Source organism: Gordonia sp. UBA7860, from assembly GCF_002500165.1.
Lineage (GTDB): Bacteria > Actinomycetota > Actinomycetes > Mycobacteriales > Mycobacteriaceae > Gordonia > Gordonia sputi.
Genome location: NZ_DLSO01000059.1, coordinates 467 through 25,352 on the forward strand (window position 1 = coordinate 467; position 24,886 = coordinate 25,352).

21 protein-coding genes and 1 pseudogene are annotated in these 24,886 nt (G+C 63.8%); 11 read left to right on the top strand and 11 right to left on the bottom strand.

Going from position 1 to position 24,886, the window contains the following annotated elements; translation table 11 throughout:
* From B3T59_RS08360 to B3T59_RS08370, 3 genes are all read left to right on the top strand, one after another.
* On the top strand, positions 1-575 hold a 575-nt coding region (locus tag B3T59_RS08360), incomplete at its 5' end, for a DUF3375 family protein (RefSeq protein ID WP_287001995.1).
* Positions 575-1,414 carry a DUF4194 domain-containing protein gene (locus B3T59_RS08365; RefSeq protein ID WP_064864012.1) on the top strand — a complete coding sequence of 280 codons (840 nt, stop codon included), beginning with the start codon at positions 575-577 and terminating at the stop codon, positions 1,412-1,414. The genes B3T59_RS08360 and B3T59_RS08365, both read left to right, overlap by 1 nt.
* Positions 1,415-1,515: 101 nt before the next feature.
* Entirely contained in the window at positions 1,516-4,833 is a 3,318-nt protein-coding gene (locus B3T59_RS08370) for an ATP-binding protein (RefSeq protein WP_064864040.1), read from the top strand.
* A gap of 78 nt (positions 4,834-4,911) precedes the next feature.
* On the opposite strand, the gene B3T59_RS08375 is transcribed toward B3T59_RS08370, so the two are convergent.
* The 3 genes from B3T59_RS08375 to B3T59_RS08385 all read right to left on the bottom strand — a co-directional run bounded on the left by B3T59_RS08375 (position 4,912) and on the right by B3T59_RS08385 (position 7,630).
* Positions 4,912-5,763, bottom strand: a complete 852-nt coding sequence (locus B3T59_RS08375) for a 3-hydroxybutyryl-CoA dehydrogenase (protein ID WP_005203029.1) — start codon at positions 5,761-5,763, stop codon at positions 4,912-4,914.
* Positions 5,764-5,864: 101 nt separating this feature from the next.
* A complete protein-coding gene (locus tag B3T59_RS08380; RefSeq protein WP_064863914.1) occupies positions 5,865-6,989 on the bottom strand; it encodes a P1 family peptidase in 1,125 nt (374 codons plus the stop codon).
* Complete coding sequence (locus B3T59_RS08385) at positions 6,986-7,630, bottom strand: TetR/AcrR family transcriptional regulator (protein ID WP_005203033.1); 645 nt, start codon at positions 7,628-7,630, stop codon at positions 6,986-6,988. The genes B3T59_RS08380 and B3T59_RS08385 overlap by 4 nt, the downstream gene beginning before the upstream one ends.
* Before the next feature lie 119 nt (positions 7,631-7,749).
* On the opposite strand from B3T59_RS08385, the gene B3T59_RS08390 reads away from it, so the two are divergent.
* On the top strand, positions 7,750-9,165 hold the full coding sequence (locus tag B3T59_RS08390) for an APC family permease (protein WP_251723570.1): 1,416 nt from the start codon (positions 7,750-7,752) through the stop codon (positions 9,163-9,165).
* 13 nt (positions 9,166-9,178) lie between these two features.
* Here B3T59_RS08390 and B3T59_RS08395 read toward each other — a convergent pair whose 3' ends face one another.
* From B3T59_RS08395 to B3T59_RS08425, 7 genes are all read right to left on the bottom strand, one after another.
* The gene (locus B3T59_RS08395) at positions 9,179-11,545 is read right to left on the bottom strand and encodes a lysylphosphatidylglycerol synthase transmembrane domain-containing protein (protein WP_251723571.1); all 2,367 of its coding nucleotides are present in this window, start codon (positions 11,543-11,545) and stop codon (positions 9,179-9,181) included.
* A gap of 103 nt (positions 11,546-11,648) precedes the next feature.
* A complete protein-coding gene (locus B3T59_RS08400) occupies positions 11,649-12,620 on the bottom strand; it encodes a hypothetical protein (protein WP_064863911.1) in 972 nt (323 codons plus the stop codon).
* Positions 12,617-13,327 carry a glycosyltransferase gene (locus B3T59_RS08405; protein ID WP_064863918.1) on the bottom strand — a complete coding sequence of 237 codons (711 nt, stop codon included), beginning with the start codon at positions 13,325-13,327 and terminating at the stop codon, positions 12,617-12,619. The genes B3T59_RS08400 and B3T59_RS08405 overlap by 4 nt, the downstream gene beginning before the upstream one ends.
* Before the next feature lie 148 nt (positions 13,328-13,475).
* The gene (locus tag B3T59_RS08410) at positions 13,476-14,090 is read right to left on the bottom strand and encodes a methylated-DNA--[protein]-cysteine S-methyltransferase (RefSeq protein ID WP_064863910.1); all 615 of its coding nucleotides are present in this window, start codon (positions 14,088-14,090) and stop codon (positions 13,476-13,478) included.
* Positions 14,083-14,583 carry an RNA polymerase sigma factor gene (locus B3T59_RS08415; protein WP_287001996.1) on the bottom strand — a complete coding sequence of 167 codons (501 nt, stop codon included), beginning with the start codon at positions 14,581-14,583 and terminating at the stop codon, positions 14,083-14,085. The genes B3T59_RS08410 and B3T59_RS08415 overlap by 8 nt, the downstream gene beginning before the upstream one ends.
* A gap of 59 nt (positions 14,584-14,642) precedes the next feature.
* On the bottom strand, positions 14,643-15,629 hold the full coding sequence (locus B3T59_RS08420) for a YihY/virulence factor BrkB family protein (protein WP_287001997.1): 987 nt from the start codon (positions 15,627-15,629) through the stop codon (positions 14,643-14,645).
* 198 nt (positions 15,630-15,827) lie between these two features.
* On the bottom strand, positions 15,828-16,463 hold the full coding sequence (locus tag B3T59_RS08425) for an LGFP repeat-containing protein (RefSeq protein ID WP_064863908.1): 636 nt from the start codon (positions 16,461-16,463) through the stop codon (positions 15,828-15,830).
* A gap of 485 nt (positions 16,464-16,948) precedes the next feature.
* Here B3T59_RS08425 and B3T59_RS08430 point away from each other — a divergent pair, with 485 nt between their 5' ends.
* The 6 genes from B3T59_RS08430 (at position 16,949) to B3T59_RS08455 (ending at position 23,379) form a co-directional block, all read left to right on the top strand.
* Positions 16,949-18,724, top strand: a complete 1,776-nt coding sequence (locus B3T59_RS08430) for an oleate hydratase (protein WP_251724093.1) — start codon at positions 16,949-16,951, stop codon at positions 18,722-18,724.
* 192 nt (positions 18,725-18,916) lie between these two features.
* The gene (locus B3T59_RS08435) at positions 18,917-19,345 is read left to right on the top strand and encodes a type II toxin-antitoxin system Rv0910 family toxin (protein ID WP_064863916.1); all 429 of its coding nucleotides are present in this window, start codon (positions 18,917-18,919) and stop codon (positions 19,343-19,345) included.
* A gap of 177 nt (positions 19,346-19,522) precedes the next feature.
* Positions 19,523-20,872 (top strand): NADP-specific glutamate dehydrogenase, encoded by a 1,350-nt coding sequence (gene gdhA, locus B3T59_RS08440; RefSeq protein ID WP_287001998.1) that lies wholly within the window; start codon positions 19,523-19,525, stop codon positions 20,870-20,872.
* Positions 20,873-20,990: 118 nt separating this feature from the next.
* A complete protein-coding gene (locus B3T59_RS08445; protein WP_251724096.1) occupies positions 20,991-21,455 on the top strand; it encodes an SRPBCC family protein in 465 nt (154 codons plus the stop codon).
* A 103-nt stretch (positions 21,456-21,558) separates the two neighbouring features.
* The gene (locus B3T59_RS08450; protein ID WP_287001999.1) at positions 21,559-22,203 is read left to right on the top strand and encodes a dihydrofolate reductase family protein; all 645 of its coding nucleotides are present in this window, start codon (positions 21,559-21,561) and stop codon (positions 22,201-22,203) included.
* An 87-nt stretch (positions 22,204-22,290) separates the two neighbouring features.
* Positions 22,291-23,379, top strand: coding sequence for an endo-1,4-beta-xylanase (locus tag B3T59_RS08455; RefSeq protein WP_251724100.1), 1,089 nt, complete (start codon positions 22,291-22,293; stop codon positions 23,377-23,379).
* 569 nt (positions 23,380-23,948) lie between these two features.
* Here B3T59_RS08455 and B3T59_RS08460 read toward each other — a convergent pair.
* Entirely contained in the window at positions 23,949-24,314 is a 366-nt protein-coding gene (locus B3T59_RS08460; RefSeq protein ID WP_064863903.1) for a TraR/DksA family transcriptional regulator, read from the bottom strand.
* A 130-nt stretch (positions 24,315-24,444) separates the two neighbouring features.
* On the opposite strand from B3T59_RS08460, the pseudogene B3T59_RS08465 reads away from it, so the two are divergent.
* Positions 24,445-24,886: pseudogene (locus B3T59_RS08465) on the top strand (acyl-CoA dehydrogenase); the annotation flags it as partial.

Sequence of the window (24,886 nt, forward strand, 5' to 3'; positions counted from 1 at the left end):
TCAACGACGCACTGGCCACCGCCAACGAGTTGCTCAAGGATTCACTCGCCGATCGTCGTCTCGGCTACGAGCTGCCGGTCGCAACGCCACAGGTGACATCCATCGGTCGGCTCGCGTTCGAAATCCGCAATCCGGCACCGCCGGAGCAGGCACGACCCGCCGACGGACGCACCAACCTGGCATCATTCGCATCTCTCGCGGGGCAGGTCGACACGGTGGAACTCGCCGACGTGGTGAACGACAAGCTGACCGCGGGACCGCTGTCGTTGAGCGACGCGATCGCCGCGCTCGACGAGCCGTACCTCGCGCATGTCATCGTGTTGTGGTCGTGGGCCCTGCGCCAGCCTCGGGAAGCACAGCGCCAGCCTCGGGAAGCACAGCGCCAGCCTCAGGAAGCACAGCGCCAGCCTCGGGAAATGCAGCGCGAGCCTGGGGAGGGGTCGTCGTTTGTGCGGTTCCGGTCGCTGGAGGGCGAGGACCGCGCGATCGAAGTGCCGACGCTGATGTTCAGCGAGCCCATCCCGTCCCAGTACAGCGATACCGATTCGATTCTCAGCACGGAAGCCGACGCCTGATGACCAGCACCGACACCACCGATCCGAACACTCCCGAAGCATCTACGGACGCCGCTGTCTCCGCAGGCACGCCCGTCGACGAGTTCGCCGGATACGACGATCTGCCGACCGCGGCGACACACGGGAGGATCGACGGACCAGGCGCGCCCCGATTCGACGGTGATGTCTCTGCGATGCCCGATCGCGCATGCTGGGCGTTGCAGAATCTCCTCACGCGCAGGCATGTCAGTGGTGACCGCAACCCACAATTGTGGGCGTGGGTCACCGAGTATCAGGATGTGCTGCGCAGCCGCCTGTCGGAGCTCGACCTCCGACTGCGCCTTGTCGACGAGCTCCAGGTGGCATTCGTCGAGCAGGCCGGATACGAGTCACGTTGGGGCAGAAAGATTCTCAAGCGCGAGACCATCCAGACCTACGACGCTATCCTCGCCCTGCACCTCGCCAAGTTCCTGCGTTCGTCGCGCGAGGAGACAGCGATCATCACCCGTGAGGAGATCCACGAGATGTTCGCGGGCGTGACCAACACGATCGACCGCGACCTCGCGTTGTTCGACAAGCGCATCGAGCACGCGATAGACAAGCTCGAAGAGCTCGACTTCTTACGCAGACACCGCGACGATCCCGACACGTTCACCGTCAGCCCGGTGATCACCGCGGTGATGACCGCCTCGGTGATCACCGACCTACAGCATCAGTTCGAGCAGTTCATCGGCGCGGGCGACACCGGTGACGATCTCGCCGTCGACGCCGATTCGGCGGGCGCAGAAGGCAACTCGACGCCCGCCGACCAGTCGGATTCCACCGACGAATACTCCGACGACGAAGGAGACGAGTGGTGAGTGATCTCGACAGGCTCGATCAGCGGGACACGCTCGATCAGCGGCAAACGCTCGATCAGCGGAGCACGCCCGATCGCGGCGAGGGGGACGAGCAGTACTACCTGTCCCGGTTGCAGCTCATCAACTGGGGAGTCTTCGACGGCTACCACTCCATCGGGTTCAGCCCGGGCGGCGCACTCATCACGGGCTCGTCAGGCAGTGGTAAATCGTCACTGCTGGACGCGATTTCGCTGGCCTTCCTGCCGGATCACCGTCGCAACTTCAATGCTTCTGGCGATACCACCGCGGCCGGTTCGTCCGGCGGTCGACGCACCGTCGGCAAGTACGTGCGTGGTGCGTGGGGCGAGCGTCGCGACGCAACAGGAGCACACCGCGAGATCATGTATCTCCGCGGAAGCGGCCCAGCCTGGGCGGCGATCGCCGTCACCTACACCTCGACGTCGGGCACAGCCATCACCGGACTGGTGCTGAAGTGGCTTGGCGCAGGCAAACTCACCGATGCCCATAGCGCGCACTTCATCCACGACGGTGACGTCGACATCGTCGACGCCTGCAACGAGTGGGCCGCGAATGGCTACAGCGCCGCCCGGTTCCGCGACCGCGGCTGGCAGGGCGGTCCGGGAGAGGGCAAGTATCTGTCGACCCTGTACTCGTTGATCGGTATCCGCGGCTCGGATGCCGCACAGCAGTTGCTCGGAAAGGCCAAGTCGCTCAAGAGCGTTGGCGGACTCGCACAGTTCGTACGCGAGTTCATGCTCGACGAACCCACGAGCATCGCAGGCATCTCCGACGCACTCGAGCAGATCGATCCACTGGTCGAGGCGCGTGAACTCCTCGACGTATCCCGGCGCAAGCGCACCATCCTCGACAACGTCGAGGCGATGCAGGAGCGCTATGCGGCGGAGTCGGCGACCTTCACGGTTCTCGACACCATCGAGCCCGAGGTCGTCCGCTCGTACGTCACCAACCTGCGGCTGCACAATGCCGAACCCGAGATCGCCGACCTCGACGATCAAATCGCCCGCCTCGATTCCGACCTCGCCGCGCTCAACTCGCAGCACGATCAACTCCGCCGGGATCACAGCCACCTTCTCGGTCGGATCGCAACGTCGACAGGCGATCTCGCGCCGCTGCAGGAACAACTCTCGACGGCGCAGAAGGCGAGCAACGAGGCGTCGATCCGTCGCGCCACCTATGAACACAAGATCTCCGCGCTCGGATTCGACATTCCGGAAGACGGTGAGGCGTTCTGGGAGTTACGCGAGCACCTGATGGAGGAAGCCACCCGACTCGACGGTCAACTCGAGGCGGGCAAGCCACATTTCGCCGAGACCCTCGCCACCGAGGTCGCTGCGCGCTCCCAACGCGACGCTGCCCGTGACGAACTCGAGCGCGTGCGCCACGCCGGTTCCGCGCTGCCTCGCGCCGAACACGAGATGCGTCGAATCATCGCCAATGCACTCCAACTCGACGAGTCCGAACTGCGGTATGTCGCCGAACTCGTCGAGCTCGAACCCTCTGCTGAGAGGTGGCGGCTGGCGGTCGAGAAGGTGCTGCGTAACGCCGGGCTGCGACTCCTGGTGCCGGACAATCACTTTGCGGCTGCCCTCAAGTTCGTCAACGAGCACGACATGCGCGGGCGGATTCAGCTCCACCACGCAGAGACGCGTCCCGCGCCGATGGTGGAGCCGGGCACGCTCGGGGCGACGCTCCGGGCGGCCGAACCCGACCACCCGTGCACCAACGAGGCCCTCACGATCCTTGCCAAACTCGGCAATTACGTGTGCGTCGATTCCACCGCGGATTTCGTCGCACACACCAAGGCCGTGACCGACCGTGGTCTTCGCAAGGACTCGGCGAAGCTTGCCATCAAGGACGACCGTCAGCAGTTGCGTCCGTCCCAGTACATCTTCGTCGGAAACGTGAGCGCGAAAATCGCTGCGCTGCAAGAAGAACTCGAGTCCGAGAACGAGCTGTACGAGCAGGCGCGAGCTCGCAGTGCCGAACTCGACCGAGAGCGCACAGCCAAGGAGCAGCGACGCGACGCCTACCGACGGGTCTGCGAACAGTTCGCCGCGTGGAACGAGATCGACCTCGATACCGCTGACGACCGCGTCGACGCGCTCACCGAACAGTACGAGCTCCTCATGGAGGAGAATCCCGACACCGAGGCGCTGCAACGCAAGGCCGAGGACATCTGGGAGCAGGTCCGCGCCGCCATTTCGCAGGCCGCACTCGTGCGGGACAAGATCGCCACCCACGACAAGCGTCGTACTCAACTACTCGACCTGGTCGACAGGTTGAAGATCGAACCCGTCTCTGCCCACGCGGAGGCGACGCTCGATCGCTTCCGCGAGGAGTCCGCGGCGGTGCTCGACGTGCTCGCACCGGATCCGTTCCGCCAGGATCTACTCAAAGCCGTTGGGCGCGAGCGTGATCGGACGCGCGCCGACACTCGACGTTCGCGCGACGAATTGGGTCGCGTCCTCGACGCCTACGACAAGGAGTTCCCGGACGCGATCCCGAACGACAGCGACGATTTCGACGAGCGCGTCCACGACTATGTCGCGCTGTGCCGCCGCATCGACGAGCGCGAGCTGCCTGCCGCCTACGAGCGTATGCGACGACTCATCACCGAGCAGGCGCCGGGCGCGATCCTGAGTCTGCACATGGCGGCCGAGGCCGAGGAGCGACGGATCGTCGAGCAGATCGAGCGGGTCAACTCCGGGCTTGGCTCGGTGGCCTTCAACCGCGGAACCCGCCTACGGCTCTGCCCCGGTCGCAAGACTCTCGCGGCAGTCGCCGAACTGACCGACAAGGCGCGGCAGATCTCGTCGCGAACCGCAGCCGTCGGATTCGGCGACGAGGAGGCCATCCTCGAGCAGTACGCCGACATACTGCTTCTGCGTGAACGACTCGCCGGCGCAACGCCCGAAGACCGTCAGTGGACGCGAGACGCACTCGACGTGCGTAACCGGTTCGACTTCTACTGCGAGGAACGCGACGCCGAGACCGGCGAGACCATCCGCACGTACAGCAACGCGGGCGACAACTCGGGTGGTGAGCAAGAGAAGTTGATGGCGTTCTGTCTGGCAGGCGCGCTGAGCTTCAACCTGGCGAGTCCGCACGGCAAGGGAAACCGTCCCATCTTCGCGCAGTTGATGCTCGACGAGGCGTTCTCGAAGTCCGACCCGCAGTTCGCGCAGCAGGCACTCGCGGCGTTCCGCAAGTTCGGCTTCCAGTTGATCATCGTCGCAACGGTGCAGAACACCAGCACGATCCAGCCCTACATCGACAACGTCGTCATGGTGTCGAAGACCGAGGACGTCAACAGCCGTCCCATCGCCACCGCGATCTCGACGTCGATCCAGACGTTCTCGGATCTACGTCGAACGAGCACGAGCCGTCTGCCCGTCTGAGCGGACCGACCACCACTGACCAACGAGGGCCTCGGCTGGTAGCAACCAGCCGAGGCCCTCGTTGATCAGAGCGTCGCGTCAGGACGAGTAGTCGTAGAAACCCTTGCCCGACTTCTTGCCGAGGTAGCCCGCCTCGACCATGCGCCGCAACAGGGGCGGCGGCGCGTAGTGGGGCTGGCGGAACTCGTCGTACAGCGATTCGGCGACGTCGAGAACGACGTCGAGTCCGACGGTGTCGCTGAGCGTCAACGGACCCATCGGGTGTCCGCAGCCGTTCACCATCCCGGTGTCGATGTCTTCCTTGGTGGCGTAGCCGCTCTCGTACATGCGGATGGCGTCGACCAGGTAGGGGATGAGCAAGGCGTTCACGACGAAGCCGCCGCGGTCGCCTGCCTGAATCGTCTTCTTACCGAGGTGATCTCGCGCGTACTCGGTGACGGTCGCCACTGCCTCTGGCGAGGTCGCCAAGCTGGAGATGATCTCCACGAGCGGCATGACCGGCACCGGATTGAAGAAGTGCACACCGACAACGCGACTCGGGTCTGCGACGTCCTTGGCGATACGGATGATCGGGATCGAAGACGTGTTGGTGGCGAGGATCGCGGTCGGAGCGGTGATCTTGTCGAGTTCGGCGAAGAAACCCACCTTGAGTGCCTCGATCTCGGGCAGGGCCTCGATGACGAGTTCGCGGTCGGCGAAGTCGGACACCGAGGTGGTCAGCGTCAGACGGGCCAACGCCTGCTCGGCATCGTCGGCGCTGATCTTCGACTTCGAGACCGCACGGTTGATCGACTTCTCGATGCGTGCGCGGGCCGCGTCAGCCGCAGCCTGGTCGCGCTCGAGAACGAGGACGTCGTCACCCGCGCGGATCGCGATCTCGGCGATACCGGCACCCATCGTGCCGCCGCCGACTACTCCGAGCTGTGTCATGGAGCTCCTCCAGATTGTGAAACGTGGTCGCAGGTCAGCCTACTGCGCAAGGGCCACACGAAATGAACCCGAGGTCGCGGCGGGGGTCCACCAACCCCCGATCAGGCTGTGAGCGCGGTGATCGCACTGTGCGGCAGCGCATAGGAATGATGCCCATCTCGTCCGGTCATGTCTTCGGCGCCCGCGAGCGCGTTGAGCACGGCTTCCTCGACCGCATACACCGTCGCCGCGTAGAGCGCGTCCATCCGATTCCACGGCATCACAGTCTGGGTGGTGAGGAGGACGTCGCTGTCCGATAGCGGAAATCCCGTCGTGGAGGAGCGATCATCTGCCGTCGAGAAGGCGAGGAACAGATCACCGGAGAACAGTGATCCGGTCGTACCGGTTCTGGCTAGTCCCATCGGGACTCTTCGCGCCATAGCGGTGCACTGTGCGGATGTTGTCGGAGCATCCGTAGCCACGATGACGATGACCGACCCGGCACCGCCCGGAACAGAGAGGTCGTGCTCCAACCACGGCTCCGTCTCCATCGGGTTGGGGACGTCGACCCGAGTTCCCACCGGTATTCCCGCAATGGTCAGTTCGCTGCGCGAGCCGAAGTTCGCCTGGACGAAAGCCCCAACGGTGAACTCGTGCGTCCCGATCTCGACGGCGCGTGACGCTGTGCCGCTGCCCCCCTTGAAGCCGTAACAGTTCATCCCGGTACCGCCACCCACGTTGCCTTCGGCTGGCGCCGCTGCCGAAGCGGAATCAAGTGCACCACGCACGGCGTTCGCCGTGACATGGCCGCCATTGATGTCGTTGAGGTAGCCGTCCCATGTCTCTGCGCACACCGGCAGCAGCCATTGTCTGCCCAGCACAGGATCTAAGCCGTTGATCCACTCGATCACTGCGGCATGGCACGTTCCAACGGCGTGCGTATTGGAGATCGTGATCGGCAGTGAGAGTTCTCCGACCTCGTTGATCCAGTGGGCACCCGTCATCTCTCCGTTTCCGTTCAGCGAGTAGAAGCCTGCCGAACATGGCCTACCCACACCGTTTCTGCCACGCGGGAGAAGTGCCGTCACTCCTGTGCGCACCGGCCCGCGGCCGACCTCGAGCGGGCCTGCCCCTTCGATGAGCGTGGTGTAGCCGACCTCGACGCCTGCAACGTCGGTGATCGCGTTCTTCGGTCCGGGTGTACCGGGAAGCGTGACCCCGAGATCGCGAATGCGTGGCCGACTCATGACGTCTCGTTTCGGTTCATCGGGGCACAGTCCGCTCCGACAATGTCGGGACAACCCGTTGCGGTACGCGCGTACGACGAGATCAATTGCACTGCACGGGAATAGGAGAGTGACGCATTTGCGGTGATTATGTGCAAGCCGTATCCGTCCTCGAGTGTCACCAGGTTCGCCGCGATGTCGACTGACGGCTCGGTCAGCGTGAAGTGCCCTTGGGCAACACCGACATCCAGAATTCCCATGTACAGGGCGACCTGTTTGTCGAAGAGCGCGGTGACCAAGATCGCGTGGTCATCGCGCAACCCGAGATGCGAATCGAGTTGATAGAGAGCAGATACCAATGCGTCGTCCCCTGATCGCGGGAGGCCCGCGGAGATCATCACTCGCAGCCGGTCGCGAGCATCTGCGAGTGACGAGACCTCGTGAAGGCGCGCCGCATAGAACCTGTCGCTTGCGAGCCTGTGCACTTCTTTCAGCAGCGTCTCGAAATCGGTGAAGTAGTAGTGAATGGTTCCTGTCGACACATCGGCGATGGCCGCGATGTCGGCGATACGGAGGGCCGCCAGACCGCGATCACGTATCGCGACGAGCGTCGCTGTAACTATCGCATCCCTCGCCGCGGCCTGGTCTTTGCGCCGAGCCATGACCCTCCTGTTTCACCAGTTAACTTCTGATTACGCGCCTTTCTACGCATTGACAGCATAAACACATAATTCTTTGATTGACCAGTCAAGAAATTTCCCGGTCACTTGAAGGAGCGCGCATGACCGACATCAACCCGCGCATCGCGCCGGCAGCAGGCGTCGCATACGAACAGCAACTCTCCCGGAGCCTCACGATGCGGGAGAACATCTTTATCACCCTGTCGTCGGTCACTCCGGCGTCGAGCGTGTTCATCATCGTTCCGGCCATCCTCTTGGCGGCAGGCGGCGCTTCGGTCCTGACAATGGCCATCGCCGCGGTAGCTGCCATCTTCGTGGGCATGTGTTACGCGGAGCTGGCAGCGACCTATCCGGTAACGGGTGGTGAATACACTTGGGCGGCAAGACTTCTGGGTCGTCCAGCGGGATTCGCATTGTTCTTGCTCACACTCGTCAGCGGTATCTTCATCATCGCGGTGATCGCGTTGGGTACAGGTGAATACCTCGGGGTTGCGTGGTCCGGGCTGTCCGGCAAGTGGATTGGGGTGGGGGTGATCGTCGTCACGACGGTCGTCGCCACGTTGAACATCCGGACCAATGCTTGGGTCACCGGACTCTTTCTCGTGATCGAGATAGCTGCCGTGACTGTGCTGGCGATACTGGGGTTTGCGCATGTGTCGCGCGGTCCGGGGGAGTTCGTCCACGCACAAACCATCGTCGACGGCTCACTGAGCCCTGTTGGATTCTCGGCCCTTGTCACGCTCGTACCGGTGGCGCTGTTCGCCTACAACGGATACGGAGCGGCCGTGTACTACGTCGAGGAAACGAAGAACGCCGGCAAGATGATTGGGCGGGTGATCATGGTCTGTCTCGCCGTTACCGTCGCCGTTGAGATCATCCCCCTGATGGCAGTGGTAGTCGGGGCACCATCGATGAAAGATCTTCTCTCGGCCGTGTCACCGATGAACTACTTTCTCATCGCACGCGGAGGGCCGACGCTCAACGTTGTCATCAGCGTCGGCATTGCGATCGCGATCATCAATGCGGTCATCGCGATCATTCTGCAGATCGCGCGACTGGTATTCGCATCGGCCCGCGATCGATCGTGGCCGAAGCCGGTCGACGACGTGCTCAGCCGCGTGCATCCTCGCCTGCACACACCCGTTGCCGCCACTGTGCTGGTTGGCTTGGTGGCGGCCGTCGCCGCCGCGTTCCTGCCACTCGACTGGCTCGTCAATGCAACCGGAGCAACGACGGTGGTGCTCTACCTGATGGTCGCGTGTGCGGCGCTACGTCTGCGACGCAGGGGAGCACCGACAAGCCGTGGCTACCGAATGCGCTTGTGGCCTCTGGCCCCGCTCGTCGTGATCGCGGTGTGCCTCTACGTCTGCTATCAGCTCATCACACCGGAGACATGGGTCCAATTGGCGATCGCGGTCGGCACGCTGGTCGTGGGTGCCCTGTACTACATCGCCTATCTCTACCCGCGTCGTGCCGATCGGTGGACTCTGCCCGACCCGATACACGAGGACGTGTGAGTGGCGTGCAGATTCAGATCATGTTCTTCCTGGTGAGCCAATGCATCACCGGCCATCCGACGAACACCGGCAGCCAACACGTCAGGACGCGATAGAGGAGGACTCCGGGAACGGCGACGGCAGACGGCACCCCGAAGGCGGCCAGTCCACCGATCAACGCGGCCTCCACCGCGCCGACGCCGCCGGGTGTCGGCGCCGCCGACGCCAGAGTCCCGCCGACCATCGTGACCACGGTCACCGTGATGAACGACACGGTGCCGCCGAAGGCGTGCACGCTCGCCCACAAAGCGAGCGCACCGCCGAGAGTTGTTGCCCCGCAACCGAGTGTGATGATGGCAAGACGCCGCGGCTCGCGCGCAACTGCTCGAAGATCCGCGAGCACCTCCCGCAGCTTCGGGCCGAGAGACGCGCCGAGCCAGTGTCGGAGTTTGGGAATGAACAAGAAGAGTCCCAGTGCCCCGAGCACGATGCCGGCCACCAGGTAGAGCACCGTGGCCGAGGGCACGAAATGCGAGAGGTCGGCCGACGTGCCCGCGACCGCGGTGAAGAACAGCAGCAGCACCACGTGCACGATCACCTGCACACTCTGCTGCAGCGCAACGGCGGTGGTTGCGCGCACCCCGCCGAGCCCAGCCTTCTGGAGAAACCGTGTACTGAGGGCGAGACCGCCCACACCCGCGGGCGTTGTCGTCGCGGCGAACGTGTTGGCGAATTGCATCACGGTCAGTCGCCACATGCTCGTCAACCCGTCTGCGCACGCCCACAACGCGGCCGCGGCGCCGACGTAGGTGAGCATCGACGCCGCGAGGCCCAGCAGCGCCCACCACCAGTCGAGAGTGCGCAGCTCACTGAAGAACGTTGGGACCGTGCTGATGAACGGATAGGCGACGTAGACCAGGGCGACGAGCAGGACGAGCTGGATGATCTGCGATCGGCTGAATCGCGTGATGGTCTCGGCGCGGATCTCGTCGGCACCCGTCTGCGACCGGATTTCCTCACGCGCCGACGACATCGCGCCTTTGCTGTCGGCCACGGCATCCCGGATCCGCCTCGGCAGGGCCGACGCGCTGAGTCGGCGGGACGCGATGAGTACGGCGTCGGCGCCGAATGCGTTGATGGCCGCGGTGACCGCGGCATGAGAGCCGTACAGATCGGTCGTGGTCACGAGAAGTTGGGCTATGTCGGACTGCAACTGGACATCGGAGGCCCCGAACTCGGCGAAGTGGAATCCGCCGAATCTGATGGCTCCGTCGATGACCGTGATCTGCGGGCCACGCAGATCCCCGTGTGAGATCGCCGCCGAGTGCAGCGCGTGCAGAGCTCCCCAGACCTCGGCGACCGGAACGTCGTCGCTGCACGCGTTCAGCGGCACGCCCATAGGTGGGGTCCCTGCGAACATCGTCCAGTCGCGATCGAGCAGAGCCACCGCCAGCGTGGAGCTGTTGGACAATCCGAGCCCGTCGACGGTCAACGTCATGAGACCCCGGTGTTCGACCATGCGATGCACGGAAAGCTGAAGTGGTGCTGTCTCTTCCGACCGTAAGCGGATCTTTCGCCAGAACTCGCGCAACAGTCCGGCGCTTCGCTGATTGGGTCCGTAGAGGTCGACGATGACGTCACGGTCCGCGGTTGCGACGAGTTCCAGGGGTCCGCGGCTCGCGGGTCGGATCACGCGCATCGAGGTCACCGACACCCCGCGACGGGCGAGCATCCGTGCCGCGTCCTCCAGGGGCACGACCAGCGCGGGCGTTCCCGCCACCCATACGACCAGCGCACCGACAAACCAGCCGGTGGCCAGCCCCAGCACGGCTCGAGCAGGAACGACCGCACTGACTACCAGGTGGATGGGAACGAACGCCAGCAACAGGATCCACCACCATCGACGCCACCGTGCGGGCAGCCAGGGTCCCGACACGGTCAAGACGGCCGCGAGCATCGCAATCCATCGAGGGTCGTCGAGGAACTGCGACAACAGTGAGTCCAGTCGTTCGCCTCGATCGAAATGCCAGGCGGGCGCGGCGATACCGTTCTCGCTGACCGAGAGTGCGAGGAAGCTGATCGCCGCCGCCGTCGCGTATGCCCACAACAGGCGCCACTGCCGCGCCGCCAGGAGACCGACCAGGATCATGAACGGCAGAGCGAGAATGGCAATGCCGTACGCGAGGTAGACCAGGCCTGCCTGCGTCGGGGTGAGGACGCCGACGATGTCGGAGATGGACTTCTCCAGTGCCACCCAGTCACCTCGGGTGATGAGCGAACTCACGACCACGACGATCAGCACAATCGCCGACACGACCAGCCGGAAGATGTCCGACGTGCGTCGGATCAGTGGCTGCAAGAGATCGCCGGTGACCGTGATCTCGCGTCCGTCCACATCCATCGGCTGTTCGTGTCTTCCCACAGTCCAGGTGCGCCGACGATCTGCCGGGCGTAGTAGACCCCAACATATCGGCACGACCCCCGACAACCCGGGAGGTGAGGGCCTAGCGGGAAGCCGTCCGTGTTCTTTCCGACACCACACGGCCGAGAGCCACGAGATCGGCATCGGCATGCGACTGGCGGACGTAGACCTGGAGGTCGGCGACCGCCTGGGCATGCTCGGCGTCGTGCACGAGCGGCCCCGGACCCAGTGCCCGGTTCACCCGGTCGATCACCGCACCAGCGACCTGTTCCACCGACCAGCGCACGATCAGTGCTCGTCGGCGGGCGAGTTCGGCATCGTACGGAGCGCCGTCGACGGCGCGCGCGGTGTCGTCGAGGAGCGCGACGGCTCCAGCGAGATGAGCCTCGACCGCGCCGAGATGCATCAGCAGAATGTCCGATGGCGCTCGCGTGGTGTCCGCCACAGCGGCATAGAGCACGTCGGCAACTTTGTGTGCGCCACCCGCCCAGCATGCGGCCACACCGATGCCGCCATGCCAGAAACCGGGCCGATCGAGGTAGGCGCCGGGCGTGCCGATCGGTTCGGCGGCAACGTCGTCGAGGATCACCGTGCCCGTCTCTGTCCGGTCCATACCCCTGGTGGTCCAGTCGGTGAGCTCCCGACGCACACCCGGGGCGTCGAGTGCGACGGCGAACAGTCGGCGTGCCGTGACATCGTCGACATCGGCGGTGATCAGCGCGTGGGTACACGAGACGACACCGGAGCACCATGGCTTGGCTCCCGAGAGCGTCCAGCCGCCGTCGGCGCCACATACGGCGGTCACGCGCGGCTGTGGGGGCTCGGCTGCCCACACGCCCCAGAATTGCTCCGGTGCCGTCCCGCGCCCGGTCAGTTCGTGCAGGATCGCGTCGGCATCGAGGTGTGCCTCCGCGAGCCGTCCCACGGCGATGTCGACGTGGCACAGATCCCGCAGCGTCTGCCACCGTGTCCCGGTGGCGCCCCCGCCCGGATACGGGATAGCAGGGGCACCCTCGAGGATGCGCCGTGCTCGTTGTGCTGCGGTCCCTGTCACGCGGGCCTCTCGGCAGTGGCGGGAACGGCCAGCGCACGCAGATGCGCCGCGAAACCGTGTGCCGCCCGCCCCTGTGCGCGGGTCGAGGTCACCACGGGAGCGTACGCAGACGCCACGACCCGCGCCCCCAGGGCTCGCGCGCGAGACACCAGATCGACGTCCTCTCCATGTGCGAGGGGAGCGAACCCGCCCACCGCGTGATAGGTCGCGGCACGCATCCCGAGGTTCGCGCCGTGGATGTGGCCATGCCCCTCCTCCTGGCTGTATCCGTCGAGGTATCGCTGTTCGACGTCGGGTGCCCACGCAGTGAAGTCGTCGGGCGTGACGGTCCCGAGATAACAATCGACCCCCCGATCTCCGAAATCGAGTTGCTGTTCGAGCCAGTTCGGCGGCACTCGGCTATCCGCATCGGTACTGGCGAACCAGGTTTGTGCCGAGTCGACGGCGGATTCGTTTCCGTATCTTGCGAAACCCTCACGCCGGGCTGCGCCGACCGAGGCGAACGCGCAGGAGATCACGTCGACGCCCAGCGGCACTCGCCGCGCCGTCGCGTCCGTGCATGCATCGAGAACGACGGTCACCTCCACCGAGCGCGTCGTGTTGCCGGCCGCGGTGAGCACGCTCGACAGACAGTCGTGGAGCAGGTCTTCCTCGTTGTGGGCGGGAACCACCACGACAACCCGGTTGATCGTCGCCGGTGACGACACGTCGGGTCCGCGCGTCTGCGCCGGTGAAGCAGAGAAAACTGATGCACGCACGGTGAGGCCCCCGGGAGAGGTCGGACGATCGCGGTGCCCAGTGGCTCAAGGCGTTCTCCCCAGTCTAGCCGGACAGTCGCACGACGCCGGGTTCGAGTCAGGCGGCTCGCTCCATCTCGAGGAGCGCCGACTTCACCTCCACCCCGCCGAGGTATCCGCCCAGTGTCCCGTCCGTGCGCAGGACGCGGTGGCACGGCACGACGACGGGTAGGGGATTGGTCGCACACGCTGTGCCGACGGCGCGCACCGCCTTCGGGTTGCCGACCTGGTGAGCGAGTTGGGCATAGGTCACGGTGTGCCCGTACCCGATGGTCGGCAGGGACCGCTGGACCTGCTGTCTGAATCCCGACGAGAGTCGATAGTCGAGAGGCAGCGAAAACTCGTGTCGGGTTCCGCCGAAGTACTCACCGAGCTGAGTGGCCGCATCGTCGAGCATCGTTGGTGCGCACAGGATTCGAGAGCTCACTCGCCGTGCCAGGTCGTCGAGAACGGCGTCGAATCCCTCCCTCTCGAAAGCGACCCGGACCAATCCCGCAGTGGTTGCGGCCAGCAGGAGTCGTCCGATCTCGGTGTCGACGACACGGTAACCGACGTCGACGATATCCTGTTGCAGCGCAGAGGATTCCAGCCGCGAATGCAGATCGTCGAGGTCGCGTTCCGCGATGGGGAGGTCGGCTACCGCGGCGTGCCGGTTCTGGATGTCGTCATTCATGGTCGTGCAGTCCTCGTGGGTTGTCGGGTTCGGCAAGTGTCCGCCGCAATGTCTTCATCCCGTCGGCAGCGGCACGTCGAACCGCGTCGGGGGTGCTGTTCAGCAAAAGTGCGGTCTCGGTGTGCGGGAGACCGCCGACGTAGTGGTAGGCGATGGCGAGTCGCTGACGGTCGGGGAGACGGGCCACGGCATCCCAGACGCCGAAGTGGTCGACAGCGTCTACGTGGTGGTCGCCGGCTTCTGGGATCGTCGCGGTCGGTACCGCCCGACGGTTGCGGCCACGAAGAACATCGACGACCTTGCGCTGGGCGACACGCACCAGCCAGGCTTCGACGTTGGTGCCGTCGGCGAGGTCGGGCCACGCGCGCAGAGCGGCGAGGAAGGTCTCCGACCAGGCATCGTCGGCGTCCGCGCCGGCACCAAGCGCCGCCCGGCACACCCGCAGCACCGTGGCGCCGTGGATCGATACCGCTCCCTCAAAAGGTTCATTCATGGCCATCACACGGTAGACGCACGAGGACATCGGAATGTGAGATCACGTTCTGCCCGCCCTCAGAACCGGTCGACGTCGTCCGGAGAATTCAGCGGCTTGTCGAACGACACGTCGATCTCCTCGAATCCCTTGCTGCGCTGTGCCTGCGCCTGCGCTGTGTAGGCCGCCTCGTCACCTGGCGTCAAGACGACGTTGTCGGTGAACGGCGTGAGGACCGATCGGGGATAGAGCTTGTCGACACGCACGGCATTGCTTTCGAGGCAGAAAATGACCAGGACCGCTGCCACATACAGAAAGGCGAGCAGGCCGAGCACCACGGCGAAGACCCCATTGGTCGCGCTCGACCTGACGATCACCCGTTGCACGTAGACGCTGCCGAACGTCTGGAGCGCCTGCCAACACAGTGCGGCAGCGATCGCGCCGGGCAACACATCACGCACACTGACCGAGCGGGCCGTGCCGATGACGAACGCAATGGTGAAGACGATGGTGTACAGAAGAACGGACGCCACGATGGCGAGCGGCCTACCCACGGATCCGAGGTCGATGGCAGCGATCACACCGTTCAGCACCGTCAGCCCGATGATCGACCCGCCGATGGTGAGCAACAGGCCCGCACCTTTGACGCGTGCCTGGATCGGGTTGGGACGCTCGTTCCGTGGCACGTTCCAGATGATGTTCATCGCGTTCTGGATGGCTACCGCGACTCCGAGACCACCGTAGATCGCACCGACAGCACCGATGGTCACCGCGAGGCCACTGCCACTGATCGTGCCGGTGTCACGGAGTTGCGAGCCGATCACGGGAATCTGCGACAGCGCCGAATCGAGGATGCGATTCTCGAGCTCCGGATTATTGTGCAGCACGATCCCGAGAATCGAGGTGAAGACCAGAAGCAACGGGAACAGTGAGACGAATCCGTAGTACGCGATGAGCGCCGCGAGATAGCCACCCTGGTCGTCGAAGAACTTGTAGACGACTCCGAGCGGATAGCCAGTTGCGGGGTGCTTACGTTGAAAAGCGTCGGTGCGCTCAGAAAAGGACATTCACGCGCCTTCCCGTCACCCCATCCCCAGGCGACGATCGGCGTAAGTCGCTGGTCACTCTCGTGTCCAAGTCTATTGGCGAATCCGTGCCATCGGGCTGCGACTCGCCGCAGTCCCACTGCCACGCAAGCGGCTCTCACCCCGGGACGAAGTGAGAGCCGCTTGCGATTGTCGGTCGCTGATGTCAGCTGTCGAGCACTACTGCGCAGGAACGACCTTGCCGTTGACGGTGACCTCTACTTTGTCCGTCGACGCTGTCCAGGTGATCTTCCCGTGTTCGAATGTCGACGTCTTCACGCCGTTCTCGTCGGTCTCGTCGCTGGTCGCCGTTCCGAGCGGACCCTGCGAACCGCCCTTCCCGTCAGCCGACGGATTGCCCTCGGCGTCACGCTTCACATTCCAGGCATCGCGGATCTTGCCCCACGTGATGTATGCAGGCGTCGACTCCTCGCTGTTCTTCGCGGTGATGACGCCACCGGCGAACTGCTGGAACACCACGCCGTTCTCGCCGGTCCCCGATGCTTGAGCGCCAGTGCTCGGTGCCCCGAGATCTGTTTTCTGTTGCTCGGTGGCGGCGTTGTACTTGGCCGCGATCGGGCCGGTCAACTTGACAGTGCTGCCGTCGGCCGCCTTCAGCTCAACCGATGCACCAGCAGCCGCCGCCGACCCCGACATACCGGCCATGCCCTCCATGCCGGATGTTCCTTCGGCAGCCGACGACGGCGACGATGCCGCCGAATTCGAATCGTTGTCGTCACTGCAACCGGCAGCGATGAGTGTCACTGCCGATGCCGCCGCCACAAGGCCCGCGATGCGACGAGTGCTCTGCTTCATTGGTTCCCCTTCGTTTCTGACTCTGGGTGCACGCTCCGACAAGAACGCCGTAGCGACGGTAAACACAGTCACAGGAATGAAACGAACGCAATGCGCGGAACGGTGCAGTGTTGCAATGTTCCGTCGCAGAAGCCGACATTTCAGACGCAGATCGTGTCCTGATTGTGAGTTCGACTGGTTCCACATGGTGTATCCGTGCACGGGAATATGTCGGGCAAAGGTGCCGTTGAACATCTCGACGGTGTTGGATTCACTGCCCCGGGTCCCACCCTTCACCGCTTCGAGCGGACTATTTGCCGAGAGGCGCATTGACCGGCACCGTCATTCGCAGAAACCGCCGACCCCGATAGGTTGGCGGTTTCTGCTGTCCTACAACAATTCATCTTGATCGCGGGCCCAAAACGGGTTCGGGCGACTAGCGTCGATATTGTTCGAGCTCGATCCGATACGAGCCATTTGGCTCGATGACATGAGGTGAGACGCGCGTGTATCGAAGTAATGGGAATTTCGAAGCGTTTGGTCGGCCAGAAAAGCCGGCGGGGATCGATGGAAAGACAGCCCATTTCGTCGGGTCCGGATTGGCGTCTCTCGCGGGTGCGACCTTCCTCATTCGCGACGCGCAGTTGCCGGGCGACAAGATCACCATCTACGAGGAGCTGGGGCTGCCCGGTGGCAGCATGGACGGAATCCTCGACGAGCACAAGGGTTTCATCATCCGAGGTGGTCGCGAAATGGAAGCTCACTTCGAGACGCTCTGGGACCTGTTCAAATCGATACCCTCCCTCAGCGTCGAGAACGCATCCGTGCTCGACGAGATGTACTGGATCCACAAGATCAATCCCAGTTCGAATCCTGCACGGGCGATTCACGACAAGGGCGCGAGGATCGACCACATGACCGATCTCACCCTCACCCGTGGAGCGGCAGAAGAACTGATGAAGCTCGTTCTGACGCGCGAGGAAGACCTGCAGGACAAGCGGATCGACGAGGTCTTCGGCAAGGAGTTCTTCGAGTCTCACTTCTGGCTGTACTGGGCGACGATGTTCGCGTTCGAACCCTGGGCCAGCGCACTGGAGATGCGACGGTACACCTTGCGCTTCATTCACCACATCTCGACACTGTCGGATCTCACGTCTCTCCGCTTCACCCGATACAACCAGTACGAATCACTGATCAAGCCGTTGGTTGCTTATCTCGAGGGTCATGGTGTCACATTCGTCTACAACACCCAGGTCGACAACATCGACCTCGACAGCACCGGGTCGTCCAAGCAGGCCAAACGAATCCACCTGACCGAAAACGGCGAATCCAAGACCGTCGATCTCACCGAGAACGACCTTGTCTTCGTGACCAATGGCTCGATCACCGAGTCGTCGACCTATGGCGACAACGACACCCCCGCACCTGTCGTCACCGATGACGGTGGCGCGTGGTCGCTGTGGAAAAACCTTGCCGGCCAGGATGCGTCACTGGGTAAGCCCGAGAAGTTCTGCGAGAACATCCCCGACGCCAACTGGAGTATCTCGGCCACCGTCACGCTGACCGACGACAAGATCTGGCCATACATCGAGAAGATCACGGGACGTGATCCACGGGACGGGGAAATCGTCACAGGCGGCCCCTGCACCATCGCCGACTCAAGTTGGCTCTACGGATTCACCGTGAGCCGCCAACCCCATTTCGCAGCGCAGGATCCCCAGAAGGCACTGGTGGTCTGGCTCTACGGGCTCTTCTCGGACAAGCCCGGCGACTATGTGAAGAAGACGATCCGAGAATGCACGGGAGCAGAGTTGTGTGCCGAGTGGCTCTACCACATGGGAGTACCGAGCGACCAGATCGATGGCCTTGCTCGCGATTCGGCGTCGACGGTGCCCTGCAACATGCCCTACATCACGTCGTACTTCATGCCGCGGGCACTCGGCGACCGCCCGCTGGTGGTGCCGAAGGACTATTCGAACCTCGCGTTCATCGGCAACTTCGCGGAAACCGAGCGTGACACGGTCTTCACCACCGAGTATTCGGTCCGCACGGCGATGGAGGCCGTGTACACACTGCTCGGCGTCGACCGCGGAGTCCCCGAGGTGTTCGACTCGTCCTTCGACGTCCGAGTGCTGCTCTCGTCGATCTACTACCTGAACGACCGAAAGTCGTTGACCGAGATCAAGTTCCCGTTCATCGAGAAGCTGATCGGAAAAGCGGCCCTGAAGAAGATCGAGGGCACCTACATCGAAGAGCTTTTGCAGGACGCCAAGCTGATCTGAGCGGTCCCGGCCTCGGGCTCCAGACGCGGCCAGAACTGGCAGACGCGGTCGGTGTACCGGCCGCGTCTGCCAGTTCTGGCAGCGTTCAAGCATGTGCACCCCTTTCCCAGGCGGAGCTCCTCGACGAACTCCGGTCACTGATCGGTAGCGTCGACGTGGAAGAAGCCCGCAACTCCACGAAAGACGGTGCCCATGGCCGACGTCGACGTCAGTATCGACTCTGAACTCTCTCCCGAGCACGCATGGAGCCTGGCGTCCGACCTGTCGCGCTTTCCCGAATGGATGACGATCTTCGGCGGTTGGCGCAGTGAACTGCCCGACGAGATCACCGAGGGAACCGAGATCTCCTCACTCATCAAGGTGAAGGGCTTCCGCAACGTCATTCACTGGACGGTCACCGAATACGATGCGCCTCATACGATTTCGTTGACCGGTCACGGTCACGGAGGTGTGCGCATAGCCCTGCGGATGACCGTCTCGGAGACCGACGTGGGCTCACGCTTCCATCTCCACGCCACCCTCGACGGCGGCCTGCTGAGCGGCCCGATCGGTCGGTTCGTCGCCAAGATCATCACCTCCGACGTACGACGCTCCATCGAGAACCTCGCGGCGCTGCGCTAGCGGTCGTCGACCTTGCCGAGTCCGATAAGTGCGTTATTTCTGTCTGGCGATAGGGTCGCTTGCAGATGTGCTCGGGCCACGTGTTGTCAACCCGACATCGTGAACCGGGACGATCCACGATGTCGCGGGAGTCCACACCGGCCCGGTCACGCCGAGCGCAGGAAAGGTGTTGGCGACATGTCGAAGATCGATGAGACGGTGCAGGACCTCTACGACGAGGTGGTGGCCCGCAATCCGGGCGAAGTCGAGTTCCATCAGGCGGTACGCGAGGTGTTCGACAGCCTGGGGCCGGTGTTGGCCAAGCACCCGCACTACGCGGACACCGGGATCATCGAGCGCCTCTGCGAGCCGGAACGACAGATCATCTTCCGCGTGCCCTGGGTCGACGACGCTGGGCGCGTGCGGATCAACCGTGGGTTCCGCGTCGAGATCAACTCAGCGCTCGGACCGTACAAGGGTGGCCTGCGTTTCCACCCGAGCGTCTACCTCGGAGTGATCAAGTTCCTCGGTTTCGAGCAGATCTTCAAGAACGCGCTCACCGGCCTCCCCATCGGCGGGGGCAAGGGCGGCTCGGATTTCGATCCCAAGGGTCGATCCGACGGCGAGATCATGCGGTTCTGCCAGTCATTCATGACCGAGCTGTACCGCCACATCGGCGAGCACACCGATGTCCCGGCGGGTGATATCGGCGTCGGCGGTCGGGAAATCGGCTACCTCTTCGGGCAATACAAGCGCATCACCAACCGCTACGAGTCCGGCGTACTCACCGGAAAAGGATTGTCGTGGGGCGGCTCGCAGGTGCGGACCGAGGCCACCGGCTATGGCGTCGTCTTCTTCGCGCGCGAGATGCTCAACGCCAGGGGACAAGACCTCGACGGCAAGCGCGTCGTCGTCTCCGGCTCCGGCAACGTCGCGTTGTATGCGATCGACAAGGTCCACCAGCTCGGCGGCCGGGTTGTGGCCTGCTCGGATTCCGGTGGCTACGTCGTCGATGAGGACGGTATCGACCTCGAGCTCCTCAAGGAGATCAAGGGTGTTCATCGCGGGCGTGTCGCCGACTACGCCGAGAAGCGCGGTGCACCAGCACATTTCGTGTCCTCGGGCTCGATCTGGGATGTGCCGACAGACATCGCGATTCCCTGCGCCACCCAGAACGAACTGAACGCCGACGACGCCACGAACCTCATCGCGCATGGCTGCACCGTCGTCGCCGAAGGCGCCAACATGCCGTCCACCCCGGAGGCGATCAAGGCCTTCGCGTCGTCGGATGTGCTGTTCGCTCCCGGTAAGGCCGCCAACGCCGGCGGCGTCGCGACAAGCGCACTCGAGATGCAGCAGAACGCTTCTCGCGACTCGTGGAGCTTCGAGCACACCGAACTACGACTGGCCCAGATCATGCGAGGCATCCATGAGAACTGCCTGCGGACAGCCGACGAGTACGGGACGCCCGGCGACTACGTGCTCGGCGCGAACATCGCGGGGTTCACCCACGTCGCCGACGCGATGCTCGCGCTCGGGGTGATCTGACGCGCCGCGCCGTTGCCGCACACCCGGCTGACGGTTGAGCCCTCAGCTGACCGTCCGCCACCGTTGCTGTTTCGCCGACATGGTTGCCAAGCGTCGACGGCTTCGGCACGGTGGAGGTATGAGCGAACACACGAGTGTCACGGTAGAACGAGTCATCGATGCACCGGCCGACCAGGTCTTCGACGTGCTCAGCAATCCTCGGCGACACCCAGAACTCGACGGTTCGGGATTCGTCCGCAGCGTCGACCATGCCGATCGGATTCAGGAGGTCGGCGACGTATTCACCATGAACATGGAGGGTGCGCACATGGGCGGGGAGTACAAGACCGACAACCACGTCACCGGTTACGCGAAGGACAAACTGCTCGCATGGCAGACCGCGCCGGCCGGCACCGAGCCTCCCGGCTGGGAATGGGTGTGGGAGCTCGAACCCCAGGGGCCCGACAAGACGCTCGTGCGTCACACCTACGACTGGTCGAAGGTCACCGACAAGGACCTGCTGAAAAAGGTGAGCTTCCCGCTCGTCACCGAGGAGCAGCTCGAAGACACGCTGGGCAGGTTGGCAGCCGCGGTCAGCAGCTGAGAACCGGCGGCGCCATCACCGATGAGTTCCGCGCACGCGCGTGGTCAGTCGTAGGGTGACTGCGATCAGCGGTCGCTGACGACGAGGACTAGGGAGTTTCACGATGGCACGCAAGGCGCAGGTACGGGTCGACCTGATGAACGTTTCGCTCGACGGCTACGCCGCGGGCGATCACATCACGCTGGACGAGCCGATCGGCGGTGCGGGTGAACTGTTCGGCAACTTCGACGGACGTGTGATTGCTGGAGTCCAGAATGCGGATGCACCGATCAGCGCGGACCGCGTCTTCTCCAGCGTGTGGGGTCAGGGTGTCGGCGTGGAGATCATGGGCCGCGGCAAGTTCGGGCCGCAGCAGGGCGAGTGGCCCGACGACGGGTGGCGCGGCTGGTGGGAAGACGAACCCCCGTTTCAGACTCCGGTGATCGTGTTGACCCACTACGAGCGCGAACCCATCACATTCGACAATGGAACCGTCTTCCATTTCGTCGACGCCTCGCCCGCGAAAGCGCTCGAACTCGCACTCGACCTCGCAGACGGACTCGACGTGCGCATCGGCGGCGGACCGTCGACCGTCAATCAGTTTCTTCGCGACGGCCTCGTCGACTTCATGCATCTCTCCATCCAGCCGATCGTGCTCGGCGGGGGAGTGTCGTTGTGGTCAGGCCTGGGCGGGATTCACACACGCTTCGACATCGAGTCTGTGTCGACGTCGACCGGGCTGATCCATCAGTTCTGGAACCGTAAGTAGCGACGAGAAATCGCAAGCACGTCCCGATCACGTTTTTTGCTGGATACACTCATTCGGTCAGCGTCAACGACCTCTGGGATACGGGCTGTGCGAGTGAAATGGGCAGCAACGCGCGCGTTGGTCGTCGTCGCGTCGATCGCCCTGTTCGTCGGTTCGATTCTGGTCGGGTCTTCGGCAGCCCGTGCCGATGTGATCGCGCCCGCCGCTGGCTACGGCTTCGCCCAGGGCGCCCCGCAATTGACCATGAGTGCGGCGGATCTGAATCGGGAACTCGATGCTGTATCGAAGACGAACGGCCAGTGGTTGCGCGTACTCGTCAACTGGTCGGCGATCGAGAGCACGAAGGGCACGTACAACTGGGCCGCGACGGACCGGGTGATCGAGGCGGCACGTGCTCACAAGCTGAAGGTGCTGTCGTTGGTGTTGTCGACTCCGGCATGGGCACGACGCGGGGGCGCGTTGGCGTGGATGTACGCACCCCCGTCAAACCCCGCGAGCATTGCCCCGTTCCTGAAGGCTTTCATCAACCGCTACCCCGACGTGAAACGTCACGAGATCTGGAACGAGCCGAACCTGCCGACCTTCTGGGGCTTGTATCCGGCGAATCCCACCGAGTACACAGCGTTGCTGAAGGCGTCGTATACCGCGATCAAAGAGGTACAGCCGTCGTCGACTGTCGTTGCCGCGGGGATGAGCCCTGGCGCCGGGGCCGTCGACTTTGTCACCAAGATGTACGCCGCGGGTGCCAAGAACTACTTCGACGCCACTGCCATGCACCCTTACGTGTTCCCAAAGGGCATAGCCTCAAAGCCCAACGGCTGGAGCGAGACTCAGCAAATCCGCGCGGTGATGACGTCGAATGGCGACGACGGCAAGAAGATCTGGCTGACGGAGATGGGTGCTCCGACCCGACCGGCCGCGGGGACATCGGGCTCCAGCAACCTGGGTCTTGGCTCACTGGGATTCGGGGCAACCGACATGGTGACCCAGCAGGAGCAGGCGACGCAGATCGTTGACGTTCTGCGGGCGGCCGGACAGTCGGGCTGCTGCGGCCCCGCGTTCATCTACTCGGTTCGGGACCAGGGAACGTCGTCGAACAATCGGGAAGACAACTTCGGTGCACTGCTCACCAACAACTGGCAGCCAAAGATCATGGCGACGGTGTTGGCGAAATAGGTCCGATACCCCTCGGTTGGTCGCACCAGGCCTGCTCGGCTTCCCGTTTTCAGTCATTTCTGAACCGTCTTCGAAAGCCGACCTGGCCTTTTACAGTCAGGCACCTCCGAGATTGACTGAAAACGGGAGAGGTCTGGAACGTTTGCGGACGGAGGCCGGGTTGGCCCGCCGTGTCAGGCGTAGCCGCTGAAGTCGGTGGCTGAGTTGCCTACCGCTGACGTCGACGATCCGTACTCGCCGATATACGCGGCTTCCTAGCGCGGCCAGTCGAGGAAGCGGTCGCCTGCGTTGTCGCGATACTGCCCCGGTAGAGCCGTTCTTGGTGAGCCACCACGATCCTCGTGCAGCGTTGACGGCGGCTCGTGCGGCTCGACGACCGCGATCGACATCCACGGGATTCAAGGCAGGTTGTGCCTTGTCGGAGAAGATCGAGCGCTTGGGAGTGCGTGCCATGAGACCTGCCCCCCTCGTCTGGTCCGGGGCTCAACTCTTGTAGGTTGGTGGGGCCTTGAAAAGTGTTGCGGCGGTTGTTTGAACGAGCGTCGCGGTGCTCTTGTGTGAACGGCGCATCACCACCGGCGCGTCGAACACTTTCTGGCGCAGTCGATGCACTGGCGTGCGGCGGGCAAAACGTCGAGCCGTTCGGGATCGATCTGCTCGCCGCACGTCTCACATCGTCCGTACGAGCCACGCTCGACCCGCTCGACTGCGGAATCGATCTCGACCAGCCGGTCGCGCGAACGCTGGAGTTGAGCGACGAGGTGTCCGCGCTCAACGGCGAGCGTCGATCCCTCCGGGTCGTGCTCGTCGTCGGACGCTTCGTCGGAGGTCGCCTCGAGCACCGCGGCCAGCCGTGTAGACAGCGACTCGATCAACTCCACCGTTCTATTGCGCTCCGCCACGAGCGTGTCGATGGACTGGTTCTGCGAGGTCATGTCAGCAAGATTCTACGTTGGGGATCTGCCACGTCCGAGGCGCGAACGGGCACCAACATCCTCGCCGAGTAAACATCCCCGTGAGCACAACGGGTGCCAGCGACGCACGAACATGAAAGCTTGACTTCCCATGACCACTTCTTTGACGCCGGATCGTCCCGCACAGGTCGACGACCGTCCCACCAGTTCCGACCCCGCCACGTTCGACGACGTGTACGCGACGATCGCCGCCGGGGCGGTGGAGCGGGAGCGTTCACGTACTCTGGCGCATTCCGAGGTAGCGCTGCTGTGGGAGCGTCGCTTCGGTGCGTTGCGACTGCCGGTCGACCGTGGAGGAGCAGGCGCCTCGGTGCGAGACCTCTTTTCGGAGCTGATCGCGCTTGCCGCTGCGGATTCGAACATCACCCAGGCATTGCGTGTGCACTTCGCCTTCGTCGAGGATCAGCTGATCGCAGGCGACGACAGACGCATTGCCGCGATCGCGGACGGCATCCTTGTCGGGAATGCGATCACTGAACCTGGATCCGGTGCCATCGGCGGCTACCACACCCGGCTAACGCGGTCAGCTGACG